General features: G+C 72.4%; 7 protein-coding genes. 5 read left to right on the top strand and 2 right to left on the bottom strand.

The genetic code is table 11. The annotated features are described in order from the left end of the window. Positions 1-14: 14 nt before the first annotated feature. Entirely contained in the window at positions 15-884 is an 870-nt protein-coding gene (locus CFW40_RS28410; protein ID WP_256331243.1) for a hypothetical protein, read from the top strand. A gap of 30 nt (positions 885-914) precedes the next feature. Here CFW40_RS28410 and CFW40_RS28405 read toward each other — a convergent pair whose 3' ends face one another. Further along, positions 915-1,652, bottom strand: a complete 738-nt coding sequence (locus tag CFW40_RS28405; protein ID WP_088800685.1) for an SDR family oxidoreductase — start codon at positions 1,650-1,652, stop codon at positions 915-917. 150 nt (positions 1,653-1,802) lie between these two features. Here CFW40_RS28405 and CFW40_RS28400 point away from each other — a divergent pair, with 150 nt between their 5' ends. Further along, entirely contained in the window at positions 1,803-2,375 is a 573-nt protein-coding gene (locus CFW40_RS28400) for a TetR/AcrR family transcriptional regulator (RefSeq protein WP_088800684.1), read from the top strand. Between the two features lie 396 nt (positions 2,376-2,771). Further along, a complete protein-coding gene (locus CFW40_RS28395; protein WP_256331244.1) occupies positions 2,772-3,647 on the top strand; it encodes a hypothetical protein in 876 nt (291 codons plus the stop codon). A gap of 38 nt (positions 3,648-3,685) precedes the next feature. On the opposite strand, the gene CFW40_RS28390 is transcribed toward CFW40_RS28395, so the two are convergent. Then, positions 3,686-4,384 (bottom strand): GntR family transcriptional regulator, encoded by a 699-nt coding sequence (locus CFW40_RS28390; protein WP_088800682.1) that lies wholly within the window; start codon positions 4,382-4,384, stop codon positions 3,686-3,688. Positions 4,385-4,567: 183 nt separating this feature from the next. On the opposite strand from CFW40_RS28390, the gene CFW40_RS28385 reads away from it, so the two are divergent. Both CFW40_RS28385 and CFW40_RS36330 read left to right on the top strand, forming a co-directional pair. Further along, on the top strand, positions 4,568-5,407 hold the full coding sequence (locus CFW40_RS28385; protein WP_088802419.1) for a (2Fe-2S)-binding protein: 840 nt from the start codon (positions 4,568-4,570) through the stop codon (positions 5,405-5,407). 197 nt (positions 5,408-5,604) lie between these two features. Then, positions 5,605-13,872: a non-ribosomal peptide synthetase gene (locus CFW40_RS36330; RefSeq protein ID WP_093649354.1), complete on the top strand. Its 8,268-nt coding sequence runs from the start codon at positions 5,605-5,607 to the stop codon at positions 13,870-13,872. The last annotated feature ends 35 nt before the right edge of the window (positions 13,873-13,907 follow it).

Below are 13,907 nucleotides of genomic sequence, written 5' to 3'. Positions count from 1 at the left end.
TCGGGGAGGGCAATGTGGCGGATACCGCCATGCCGGAATCCGCGGATTCCGCGGATCCGGCCGGTTCTGCAGTCGTGGTGCCGCTCGCGGTACCGGCACCGGCATCCGCACCGGAGACAGCATCACTCGGCACGGCCGAGGGGGACGGCCCCCTCGACCGTGCCGTTTGGCGTCTGCGCTCCCGCGGCTGCTGGGACGATGCGGCCGCCCTGCTGGAGGTGCACTCCGTCCGGCACGCGCCGTCCGCGCTGCGTCGCGCCGCGCTGCTGGTCGAACGGTGCATGTTCACGGCCACCGGCTGGGCAGAGGCCGAGGACGCGCTGCGCGCCGCCGAGGCGCTGGCGGGCGACGACGACGAGCGGGGCGGCGCGGCCTGCGAACGCGGTCATCTCGCGTACGCCGCCACGGTCCTGGGCGTCCGCGACCGCGCCGACGAGGCCCGTTCGGCACTCGGCCGGGCCGCCGCGCTGCTGGCACCCACCGCGGCCGGCCGGCCGCTGCTGGACTTCCGCCGCGGCCTGATGGCCGAGCATGTCGCCGACAGCCCGGACGCGGCGCGGGCCGCCTACCGCCGTGCACACGCCGGCGCCACCGCGCACGGCGACACCCTGCTGCTGTCCTTCACCTGGCGCCATCTGGCCGGACTCGCCCTGCGCGACGGGGATTTGGCGGAGGCCCGGCACGGTTTCGCCGAGTCGCTGCGGATCCGCGAGGAGCTGGGCTTTCTGGTCGGCACGGCACCGGCCCTCGTGGCGCTGGCCGACGCCGCCCCGGACGCCGACGCGGACCGGCTGCGCGCCGAGGCGGCCCGGCTCTTCCGCCTGATGGGCGGCGTCCCCACGTGGCTCGCCGATCATCTGTCCACCGGCGTCACGGCGACGTAGCGGGTGTCTCTTCGGCCCGGCCCGCGGCGATCAGGCCTGCACGGTGGGGCGGACGACGATCTCGCTCACGTCGACGCCCTCGGGCTGCTCGATGGCGTAGCCGATGGCGGAGGCGACGGCGGAGGGCGGCATGGCGATCTCGTCGCGCTGCCGGGTCATCGCGGCCGCGGCTTCGGGGCCGGCTCCCTTGCCGACGCCTTCGGTGTGGGTGAAGCCGGGCGAGACGAGGGTGACGCGCAGGTCGGGTCCCGATTCCTGGCGCAGGCCCTCGGTGAGCACCTTCACCGCCGTCTTGGTGGCCGCATAGACCGCCTGGGGGGTTTTGACGACGTAGGCCGCGGTGGAGCCGACGTTGACGAACTGGCCGGCGCGCTGCCGGCGGAAGACGGGCAGGGCCGCCCCGATGCCGTTGAGCAGGCCGGTGATGTGGGTGGAGACCATGGCGTCCCAGTCGTCCTGGCGCAGGTCGTCGAACGGCGAGACGGCCATCGTGCCCGCATTGGAGACGAGGACGTCGAGCCGGCCGTACCGGTCGAGGGCCGTGTCCGTCAGGCGCCGGAGGTCTGCGCGGCGCGTGACGTCGACGATGACGCCGACGGCAGTGCCGCCCTTCGCCGTGATGCCGTCCACGACGGCGTTCAGCCGGTCCTCGCGCCGGGCCCCGAGCACGAGCCGGGCGCCCCGCTCGGCGAGGTGGAGCGCCGTCGCCTCGCCGATGCCGCTGCTGGCACCCGTGATCGCGATGACTTTGCCCTGGATACCCGACATGACCGGCTTCCTTTCGCGGAGTGCGCGCAGGCCAGTGCGGTGACCTACAGTGAAACGGAGGTGTCCCCGTTTAGCTCAGATTAAGTGGGGGCGCCTCCGTTTAACAAGTCGAAAGACTTCTGAGAGGACGAGAGGGGATGGCGAGCGCTGATGACCGACGGAGCGCCTCGGCCGTTGCGGGCTGACGCACGGCGCAACAGGGAGAAGATCCTCGCGGCTGCTGTGCGCGTGTTCACGACGGAGGGACTGGACGCACACCTGGAACGCATCGCCAAGGAGGCGGGCGTGGGCAGCGCGACTCTCTACCGCCACTTCCCCACCCGGGAGGCCCTGGTCGAAGCGGTCTACCGCAACGAGGTGGCCCAGCTGTGCGACGCCGCCCCCGCCCTGCTCGCACAGAAGCCGGCGGCGGAGGCCCTGCGCGCGTGGACGCGCCTCTTCCTCGACTACGTCACCGCCAAGTACGGCATGATCGACGCCCTGCGCGCCATCGCCGCGAAGGGAAACAATCCCTATGGTCACAGCCGGGAAATGATCCAGGCCGCCCTCACCTCGCTCATGGACGCCTGCACGGCCGCCGGGGCGATCCGTGCCGATATCCGGCCCACCGACATCGGCGCCGCCCTGGAAGGCATCGCCCTCACCTCGGCGGGCGCCGAACACCGACAGCAAGCGGAGCGCCTGCTCGACCTCACCCTGGACGGTCTCACGGTCCGCCCGTGAGGCCTCACGGGTGGCGGCCGGTCCTCCACTCTCCGTGGCGGCCGGCCGCCTCGTCCGCTGCCGCCGCCGCTCGATCCGCCGCCCGTGCCCCGCTCGTTCCGTCGCCGTCAACCCCTCAACACCGGCCATGCCGGATCTTTCGACGATTGGCCGGATTCATATGGTCCCGGCAGTGGATCGGCCGGGCTGCGATGGTTGCGGCCCCGGCCGGCCGCCGACGCGCCGCGCGAAGCCTGAGGTGGGACTATGAGCCGAAGGCCCGGGGCAGGGATGTCTCACGACGCCCCACAGGCCCCGAGAATGGCCGCAAGTCGCACTGTGAGGCGGCAGCGGGGTATGGATGCTGGTCCGGGACCAGCCGGCCCCACCCACTGGCACAGCCTTTCAGGAGGCCACATGACAGCAGGAGTGACCAACACGACCGCTGCGAGCGACTGGGGCAAGGCAGATTTCGAGGCGATCTACAACTGCCCGGATCCCCGTCGGTACTTCACCACGCTGAACCCCCTGGACTACCAGATTCCGCACCACGGCCAAGCGGTGTTCCGTGCCGTGGCCGAGACCCTGCAGCGGCACCGCAGCGACCGCCCGCCCTTGAACGTCGTCGACCTCTGCTGCTCGTACGGGGTCAACGCCGCACTGCTCAACCACCAGCTCTCCCTCACCGACCTCTACGACCGCTATGCCGGGAACGGCAAGGCACAGCCGTCCACCGCCCAACTCCTGGAGGAGGACCGCACGTTCTTCGCCACCCGGCGACGTGCCGAACCCCTCAAGGTGACCGGCATCGACGCGGCGGACCGCGCGGTCGGCTACGCCCGGGCGGTCGGACTGCTCGACCACGGCTTCGCGGAGAACCTGGAACTCGACGACCCGAGCCCAAAGCTGCGGAAGGTACTGGCCGGCACCGACCTGATCACCGTCACCGGCGGCGTCGGCTACATCTCCGCCCGTACCTTCGCCCGCCTCTTCAACTGTGTGTCCGCGCCGCCCTGGGTCGCCGCGTTCGTGCTGCGCGAGGTGTCCTACCGGCCGATCTCCGCCCTGCTGGCCAGGGCCGGCCTGGTGACGGAGAGACTCACCACCCGTACGTTCCGTCAGCGGCGGTTCGCCGACGGCAACGAGCGGAAGGCGGCGTTCGAAGCGCTGGCCGCCCGCGGCCTGTCCACCGCGGACAAGGAAGCCGACGGCTTCTACCACGCCGACCTCTATCTCTCCCGGCCCGCCGCCGATGTCGCGGCGCTACCACTGGAGGAGTTGCTGCCCGGCTGAACCCCGGCGCCGTCCGGCCGAGCCGCCGGCGGACTCGCTCAGTGCGGGTGGCGCGCCACCGACACATGCTCGCGGGCGATCCGCTCGGCCACCGCGTACTCCTGGGCGACCAGGGCGTCGAGCAGCGCCGTGTGCTCGGAGGCGTCGGCCAGCAGCTCGGCCGTACGCCGCCGGGGGCCGCCGGCCGGCGGCCACTGGGCGCGGCGGAGCAGATCGCCGGTGACCTCGGTGAGCGTGCGGTTGCCGGTGAGCGACATCAGGGCGTCATGGAAGGCGTGGTCGGCCTCGGCGTAGCCGACCCGGTCACCGCGGGCGGCGGCCGTGACGCCCGCATCGGCGAGCGGGCGCAGCCCCTCCCAGCGCTCGGGGGGCAGCGCCCGGGCCAGCCGGACGATCGCGGGCACCTCCAGCATCGCCCGGACCTCGGCCAGTTCGGCGAGGTCACGGGGGCTGCGCTCGGCGACCCGGAAGCCGCGGTTGGGCACGACCTCGACGGCGCCCTCCCCCGCGAGCTGCTGCATGGCCTCCCGGACCGGGGTCGCGGAGACGCCGTAGTGCTCGGCGAGCGCGGGCGCGGAGTAGACCTCGCCCGGGGCCAGCTCCCCGCCGACCAGCGCATGGCGCAGCGCGGCCAGCACCTGGCCGCGGACGGAGTGCCGCCGGGGCACGGCGGGGCCGGCCTGCGCGGGCACCCTCGCGCCGGCGCACGGCTCCTGTTCCGCTGTGCCCTGCTCCATGACGGTTCCTCCTGACGTTTCCAGCACCATAGGCGGCGCACGTCCCAGTTCAAATCCGGGGAGCTGTCCGGAAGTCGCCGGGAAGCCGTACGGGCCGCCAGGACTGGCGTTCAGCGGGCACGGGTAAGCCTTCAGGTAAGGTAAGCCTTACCTGTTGACGATCGCGATTCGGTGGTCTCCCGCATGACTCGTGCCCCCGCCGCCCCGCCTGCCGTCCATCCCCTCGCCGAGTCCTACGCCCGGCTCTCCGCGGCCTTCCCGGGCCTGCGGGTGACCCTGTGGGACGCCGCCCCGCCCAGCGGCGACGGCTGGGTGTGCGCGGCCGGGCTCGCGGCCGGCGGCGAGAGCCTGGATGCCTTCCTCGCCCGGGACGACGCGCAGATCGTGCGGGATTACGGACAGCGCGCCCGGCCGGACGTCATCGCGAGCTTCGCCCTGCACCGCTACGCCTGGCCCGCCTGCCTGCTGATCACCATCCCCTGGTTCCTGCACCGCCGGGTCCCGCGCCTGCCGGTGCAGGACGTCTCCTTCCAGCGCGAGCTGGGCAGGATGGCGGTGCGGGTCAGCGCCTTCAGCTGCCTCCCGGACGACCCCGCCGCGGCGCTGCCCGGCGCCCGGGTCGTCCCGGACGAGGAGGCCCTGCGGGCGGAGGTGCGGGCGGCGGTGGCCCAGCACCTCCGGCCCGTACTGGAGGGCTTTCGCCCCCGGATGCGGCGCGGGCCGCGGGCGCTGTGGGGCCTGGCGTCCGACGAGATCGTGGAAGGCCTGTGGTACCTGGGGCAGCTGCTGGGCGAGGAGCCGCGTGCGGTGGCCGAGCTGGAGTTGCTGCTGCCGGGCACCACCCCTCCGTACGTGGGCGGTGCGGGATTCCGCGAACTGACCGGGCCGCGCGGCCAGTCGCTGGCGACCCGGGACCGGGCCGGCTGCTGCATGTTCTACACGCTGCGCCCCCAGGACACCTGCGTCACCTGCCCGCGCACCGCGGACGAGGAGCGCATCAGGCGCCTCACCGCGGCCACTTGATCCCTGCGCCGCCCCGCTCTCCTAGCCGATATCCGGCCACCTCCGCCTGCGAAATGGCTTCAATAACGCGGCGAAATCAGCTCTGCATAGCCTCGGCGCACGAACGTCATGCGTGTTTTGCCCAAGCCACACGGCCCCCGACACGTCGCCAGGTCGAGAGCACATGCCCGTCGTCGGGCCACGAGGAGTTTCGGAAAATGAGCGGTGCGAAGACTGCGGGTGCGGCGGATTCCGGTGCCCGGGAGGAGCTGTTCGCAGGTGTCCCGGCGCGGTGGCAGGGCGAGCCGTCCCCCGTCCCCGCCCTGACGCTGCCCGAGCTCTTCGAAGCCCAGGTGCGCCGCACCCCCGACGCCCCCGCCGCGACCTTCCGCGACCGGACCCTCAGCTATCGCGAGCTGAACGAGCGCGCCAACCGGCTGGCCCGGCTGCTGGTGGCGCGCGGCGCCGGCCCCGAGCAGATCGTCGGCGTGCTGATGCCGCGCTCGCTGCACCAGATCGTGTCACTGGTGGCGGTGACCAAAACCGGTGCCGCCTACCTGCCGGTGGACGTCGACTACCCGGCCGAACGCATCGCCTACATGCTCGGCCACTCGGACCCCGTCTGCCTGCTCACCACCGCCGACTCCCCTGCCGCGGAAGGGCTCGCGGACCGGCTGGTGCTGCTGGACGACCCGGCGGTGGACGAGGCGCTGCCCGGCCTGCCGGACACCGATCCGAGCGACGCCGAGCGCACCGCGCCGCTGCGCATGGCCCACCCGGCGTATGTCACCTACACCTCCGGCTCCACCGGGACGCCCAAGGCCGTGGTGATCGAGCACCGCGCGCTGGCCGACTATCTGGCCTGGGCGCGTAAGGACTACCCGAGCATGGGGCCGGGCGGTACCTCGCTGTGGCACTCACCGGTGTCCTTCGACATGACCGTCTCGGAGTTGTGGGGCCCGCTGGTGTCCGGCGGGCGGGTGCTGGCCGCCGCGCTGGAGGAGGACGCGCACGCCGGCACGGTCTCCTGCACCTTCATGAAGGCCACCCCGAGCCATCTGCCGATGCTCCATCTCCTCCCGGACGGCTACTCGCCCACCGGTGAGCTGATGCTCGGCGGTGAGGCGCTGCAGGGCGCCGCGCTGGACGAGTGGCGCCGCCGCCACCCCGGCGCCACCGTCATCAACGTGTACGGCCCGTCCGAAATCACCGTCAACATGGCGCAGTTCCGGCTGGAGCCGGGCCGTCCGACGCCGGACGGCGTCCTGCCGCTGGGCCGCGTGATGGACAATATGCGCGGTTACGTCCTGGACGACCGGCTGCGTCCGGTGGCACCGGGCGTCACCGGTGAGCTCTACATCGCGGGCCCCGGGCTGGCGCGCGGCTACTTCAGGCAGCCGGCACTGTCCGGCGAGCGGTTCGTCGCCGACCCGTTCGGGGCGCCGGGCGAGCGGATGTACCGCTCCGGTGACCTGGCCCGATGGACGCAGGACGGGCAGCTGGAGTTCCGCGGCCGCGCCGATCACCAGGTCAAGGTCCGCGGCTTCCGCGTCGAGCCCGGCGAGATCGAGGCCGTGCTGACGCAGCATCCGCAGGTCTCGCGCGCCGTGGTGCTGGTCCGTGAGGACCGCCCCGGCGACCAGCGGATCGTCGCGTATGTGAGCTGCGCGGAGGGCGCCGCCGAGCCGGATGCCGGGACGCTGCGGGCGCATGCCGCGGAGGTCGTGCCGTGGTACATGGTGCCGTCGGCCTTCGTCGTGATCGAGGACTGGCCGCTGACGCCGAACGCGAAGGTGGACCGCAAGGCGCTGCCCGCCCCCGAGTACCGCACCGGCGCCGGCCGCGTTCCGCGCACCGCGACGGAGGAGACCTTGTGCCGGCTGGCCGCCGAGGTGCTGGGCCTGGAGTCGGTCGGCGTCGAGGACAACTTCTTCGATCTGGGCGGTCACTCGCTGCTGGCCAACCGGCTGACCAGCCGGATCCGTGCGGCCATGGACGCCGAGCTGCCCATGAGCGCGGTGTTCGAGGCACCGACCGTCGCCGAGCTGGCGGGCCGCCTGGCCGGCGCCGACGCGGCACGCCCTGCGCTGGCGCCGGCCCGGCGCCCGGACCGCATCCCGCTCTCCCCCGCCCAGCAGCGCCTGTGGTTCCTCCACCAGCTGGAGGGCACCGGCCCGGCCTACACCATCCCGATCGCCGTCCGGCTGACCGGTGAGCTGGACCGCACCGCCCTGGAGGCGGCGCTGGGTGATGTGCGGGCGCGGCACGAGGCGCTGCGCACCCGCTTCGCCGAGCACGACGGCGAACCCCACCAGGTGATCGTGGACGCCGGACAGGAGCCCCTGGAACTCGAATTCGCCGAGCTGGACGGAGCCGAGCAGCTTCAGCGGGTGCTGGCCGAGCAGGCCGGGCACGGCTTCGACCTCACCGCGGGAGTGCCGCTGAAGGCCGCCCTCTACCGGCTCGGCGAGCGTGAGCACGTCCTGCTCCTGCTGGTGCACCACATCATCACCGACGGCTGGTCCCGCGATCCGCTCACCCGCGACCTGTCCACCGCCTACACCGCGCGCGCCGGCGGCCGGGCCCCGGCCTGGAAGCCGCTGCCGGTGCAGTACGCCGACTACACCCTGTGGCAGCGCGGGATGCTGGGCGACGAGAGCGACCCGGACAGCGCCGCCGCCAGGCAACTGGCCTTCTGGAAGCAGACGTTGAGCGGCACTCCGGAGCTGCTGGAACTGCCGCTGGACCGGCCCCGCCCGTCCGTCGCCAGTTACCGCGGTGCCGTCACCCGCTTCACCTTCGACGCCGCTCTCCACTCCCGTATGGCGGAGCTGGCGCGCGAGTGCGATGTCACGGTGTTCATGGTGCTGCAGGCCGGCCTCGCGGCCCTGCTCTCCCGCCTGGGCGCGGGCACCGACATCCCGATCGGCACCGCCGTGGCCGGCCGCACCGACGAAGCCCTGGACGACCTCGTCGGCTTCTTCGTCAACACCCTCGTCCTGCGCACCGACGTCTCCGGCGACCCCACCTTCCGCCAACTCCTGGCCCGAGTACGGGAAACCGACCTCGCCGCCTACGCCCACCAGGACATCCCGTTCGAGCGCGTCGTCGAGGCGGTCAACCCGGTCCGGTCGCTGTCCCACGCCCCCCTCTTCCAGACCATGCTGACCTCGCAGAACACCCCCGAGGACGCCATGGCGCTGCCCGGCCTGGAGGCGGTGGCGCAGGACGTGGCCAAGGGGGTCGTGCCGTTCGACCTCTCCTTCCACACCAAGGAGAAGACGGCGCAGGACGGCACGCCCGCGGGCATCGACGCCCTGTTGGAGTACGCCACCGACCTGTTCGACCGGGCCACCGTCGAGGCGCTGACCGCCCGTCTGGTACGGCTGCTGGGCGAGTCCACCGCACAACCGGACGCCCCCGTGGGTGAGGTGGAGATCCTGACGGAGCAGGAGCGGCGGCAGGCGCTGGAGGAGTGGCAGGGTCGTCCGCACGAGGTGTCGGGGAAGACGCTGCCCGTCCTCATCGAGGAGCAGGCACGGCGGGTGCCCGACGCCCCCGCGGTCGTCCACGAGGACACCCAACTGACCTACGCCGAGCTCAACGAGCGCGCCAACCGCCAGGCCCGGCTCCTGGTGCGGCGCGGGGTCGGTCCGGAGCGCTATGTCGCGGTGGCGCTGCCCCGGTCGGTGGACCTGGTGGTGACCCTCCTGGCCATCGTCAAGGCCGGTGGCGCCTATCTGCCGCTGGACCCGTCCTACCCCGCGGACCGGCTCGGCTTCATGCTGGAGGACGTGGCGCCCGTGCTGGCCGTCACGGCCCGGGGTGTGCTCGACCACGTCACCGTGCCGTGCCCGTCGTTGCGCCTGGACGACCCCGAGGTCCTGGCGGAACTGGCCGCCCAGGACTCCACCGACCTCACCGACGCCGACCGCAACGCGCCGCTGCTGGCGGACAACGCGGCCTTCGTCATCTTCACCTCCGGGTCGACCGGCCGCCCCAAGGGCGTCACCGTGCAGCACCGTTCGCTGGACGCCTACCTGAGCTGGACCCGCACGGCGTACCCGGGTGTGGCCGGACGGGCCCTGGTGCACTCGCCGGTGGCCTTCGACCTCACCGCCACCGGCCTGTTCGCGCCCCTGACCTCCGGCGGCTGCGTCGAGCTGGTCGAGCTGGACGGCCGGACCCAAGCGACGGACGGGCGGCCGCAGCCCACCTTCGTCAAGGCCACCCCCAGCCACCTGCCGCTGCTCATCGAACTGCCCGGACAGTACTCGCCGAACGAGCAGCTGGTGCTCGGCGGCGAGTCGCTGATGGGCGAGGTCCTGGACGAATGGCGGGGCCGGCACCCCGGTGCCACCGTCATCAACGAGTACGGCCCGACGGAGACCACCGTCGGCTGCTCGGAGTACCGCATCGAGCCGGGCGAGAGCGTCCCGGCGGGCGTGGTCACCATCGGCCGGCCGATCTGGAACACCCAGATGTTCGTGCTGGACGCCCGGCTGCGCCCGGTGCCCACCGGCAGCACCGGCGAGGTGTACATCGCCGGTGACCTGGTGACCCGCGGCTACCACCGGCGCCCGGACCTGACCTCGGGCCGCTTCGTCGCCAACCCCTACGGCCCGCCGGGCAGCCGGATGTACCGCTCGGGTGACCTGGCCAGGTGGCGGGCGGACGGCCAGATGGAGTTCATCGCGCGCGTCGACGACCAGGTCAAGCTGCGCGGCTTCCGTATCGAACTGGGCGAGATCGAGGGCGTCATCGGTGCGCACCCGAAGCTGGCACAGGTGGCCGTGATCGTCCGTGAGGACCAGCCGGGCGACAAGCGTCTGGTCGGCTACGCCGTCCCCGCGCCGGGGCAGAGCGTGGACTCCGCCGAGCTGCGCCGCTACGCGGCCGGGCAACTGCCCGACTACATGGTGCCCGCGGTCTTCGTGCTGCTCGAAGAGCTCCCGCTCACGGTGAACCGCAAACTGGACCGCAAGGCGCTGCCCACGCCCGACTACGGCGTCGCGGCCGGCGCCTCGGGGCGTGCGCCGCGCACCGCGCACGAGGAGATCCTGTGCGCCGCGTTCGCGGAGATACTGGGCCTGCCGCGGGTCGGCGTGGACGACAACTTCTTCGCGCTGGGCGGGCATTCACTGCTGGTCACCCGGCTGATCGCGGGGCTGCGCCGGACGCTGGGGGCGGAGCTGCCGATCCGGGCGGTGTTCGAGGCGCCGACCGTCGCCGAGCTCGCCGCGCGCCTGGCCGACGCGGGCACGGCCCGTCCGCCGCTGGTGGCGGGCGAGCGTCCGGCGCGGCTGCCGCTGTCCCCCGCACAGCAACGGCTGTGGTTCCTGCACAAGCTGGCGGGCCCCAGCCCGACCTACAACGTGCCCGTCGCGGTACGGCTGACCGGTGAGCTGGACCGTGCGGCGCTGGAGGCGGCACTGGGCGACGTGGTGGAGCGCCACGAGGCGCTGCGCACCCGGTTCGCCGAGGAGTCCGGCGAGCCGTGCCAGGTGGTGCTCAGCGGCGAACCGTCCCGGCCGGTGGTCGAGTGGGTCGAGCTGGAGGCGCCGGATCAGCTGGAGACGGCGTTGGCGGAGGTCGCCGCGTACGGCTTCGACCTGACCGCCGGAGTCCCGCTCAAGCTCACCCTCTTCAAGGTCGCCGAGGACCGGCACGTCCTGCTCATCCTGCTGCACCACATCGCCAGCGACGGCTGGTCCATGGGGCCGCTCTCCCGCGACCTGTCCACCGCCTACACCGCCCGCGTCGGCGGCCACGCCCCCGCCTGGGAACCACTGCCGGTGCAGTACGCCGACTACGCCCTGTGGCAGCGCGACGTACTGGGCGACGAGAACGACCCCGGCAGCGTCCTGTCCCAGCAGCTCGACTTCTGGCGCAAGGAGCTCAGCGGCGCCCCCGAGCTGCTGGAACTGCCGCTGGACCGGCCCCGCCCGGCCGTCGCCAGCCACCGCGGCGCCACGGTGGAGCTGAGCATCGACGCCGAGCTGCACCGCGCGTTGCTGTCCTTCGCCCAGGGCTCGGGCGCCACGCTGTTCATGGTGCTGCACTCGGCGGTGGCGGCCCTGCTGTCCCGTATGGGCGCGGGCACCGACATCCCGATCGGCACCGCCGTGGCGGGGCGCTCCGACGAGGCCCTGGACGACCTGGTCGGCTTCTTCGTCAACACCCTCGTCCTGCGCACCGACGTCTCCGGCGACCCCACCTTCCGCCAGCTCCTGGCCCGCGTCCGCGAAACCGACCTGGCCGCCTACGCCCACCAGGACACGCCCTTCGAGCGTGCCGTGGAAGCCGCACAGGTCACCCGGGTGCTCTCGCACACGCCGCTCTTCCAGGTCTCGTTGAACCTGGAGGACGGCACCGCCATCACGCCGGACCTGCCCGGGGTCCAGGTCCGGCCCGAGCCGGTCGGCGTCCCGGCCGCCAAGTCCGAGCTGGTCTTCGGCCTGACCGAACGGCACACGACGGCCGGCGAACCGGCAGGCCTCACCGGTGAACTCACCTACGCCACGGACCTCTTCGAGCGCGCCGGGGCAGAGGCCCTGGCCGGGCGGCTGATCCGGATGCTGCGGACCATCGCGGCCGATCCGGACCGCAGGGTGGGCAGTGCCGAGATCCTTGCCGAGGAAGAGCGGCGGGAACTGCTCGTCACTCGTAATGCCACGGAGCAGGCGGTTCCGGCGCTGACGATGCCGCAACTGTTCGAGGCCCAGGCCGCCCAGGCTCCCGACGCCGAAGCCGTCGTCTACGAGGACACCACCCTCACCTACGGCGAACTCGACCGCCGCGCCAACCAGCTCGCCCGCCTCCTGATCACCCACGGAGTCGGACCCGAACGCCTCGTCGCGCTCGCCATGCCCCGCTCCGCCGACATGATCACCGCCGCCCTCGCCATCCACAAAGCCGGCGGCGCCTACCTCCCCATCGACCCCGACTACCCCACCGACCGCATCACCTACATGCTCACCGACGCCCACCCGGTCTGCATCCTCACCGAATCAACAACCGCCGGCCGCCTGCCCGAAACGACCTGCCCGCAGCTCGTCCTGGACAACCCCACGACCACCGCCCGGCTGGCACACCTGCCCGACACCCCGGTGACAGACACCGAACGCACCACCCCCCTCCACCTGCACCACCCCGCCTACCTCATCTACACCTCCGGCTCCACCGGCCGCCCCAAAGGCGTCCTCGTCACCCACACCGGCATCGCCTCACTCGCCACCGCACAAACCCACCACCTCAACACCGGCCCCACCTCCCGCACCCTCCAATTCGCCTCCCTCAGCTTCGACGCCGCCACCTGGGAAATCATCATGGCCCTCACCCACGGCGCCACCCTCGTCATGGCACCCCCCACCCGCCTGACCGGAGACGAACTCACCACCCTCCTCCACCAACAACACATCACCCACGCCACCCTCCCCCCAGCCATCCTCGCCACCCTCCCCGACAACACCCTCCCCGCCGACATGACACTCATCGTCGCCGGCGAAGCCTGCCCACCCGAACAAACCGCCCGCTGGTCCACCGGCCGACACATGATCAACGCCTACGGACCCACCGAAACCACCATCTGCACCACCATGAGCCCACCCCTCACCGGCACCACCACACCACCCCTCGGCACCCCCATCACCAACACCCACCTCTACCTCCTCGACCACAACCTCCACCCCACACCCCCCGGCGTCCCCGGCGAGCTCTACACCACCGGCCCCGGCCTCGCCCGCGGCTACCACAACCGCCCCGACCTCACCGCCCAACACTTCATCGCCAACCCCTACGGCCCACCCGGCACCCGCCTCTACCGCACCGGCGACCTCGCCCGCTGGACCACCCACCACACCCTCGAATACCTCGGCCGCACCGACAACCAAGTCAAAATCCGCGGCTTCCGCATCGAACTCGGCGAAATCGAAACCACCCTCACGGACCATCCGCAGGTCGCCCGGGCGATGGCACTGGTGCGTACGGACCGTGCCGATGAGCAGCGGATCGTGGCCTACGTCGAGGGCCCTGCCGACGCGGCCGCAGCGTCGCGGCTGGTCGAGGAGTTGCGCGAGCGGTGCGCCGGGCAACTGCCTGCGTACATGGTGCCGTCGGCCTTCGTGGTCCTTCAGGAGTGGCCGCTGACGCCGAACGGGAAGGTGGACCGCAAGGCCCTGCCCGCGCCGGAGCAGCCGACCGGATCCGCCGACGGCCGGGCCCCGCGCACTCCCCAGGAGGAGACCCTGTGCGGAATCTTCGGGGAGCTGCTGGGGGTGGCCTCGGTGAGCATCGACGACAGCTTCTTCCAACTGGGCGGCCACTCACTGCTGGTGACCCGGCTGATCAGCCGGGTACGGACGGCGCTGGGCGCTGAACTGCCGGTCCGGACGGTCTTCGAGAAGCCGACCGTCGCCGGGCTGGCCGGGGAGATCGGCACGGCCCGCCGGGCCCGGCCCTCGCTCCGCCGTATGCGCAGCTCCTGACCCCTCCTTCCCGCACCGCTCGTATTCCGTTCCAA

Origin of the sequence: Streptomyces sp. 2114.4 (genome assembly GCF_900187385.1) — a bacterium.
Classification (GTDB): Bacteria; Actinomycetota; Actinomycetes; order Streptomycetales; family Streptomycetaceae; genus Streptomyces; species Streptomyces mooreae.
Note: the sequence above shows the minus strand (reverse complement) of the source record. Positions and strands in the feature narration are given on the sequence as shown.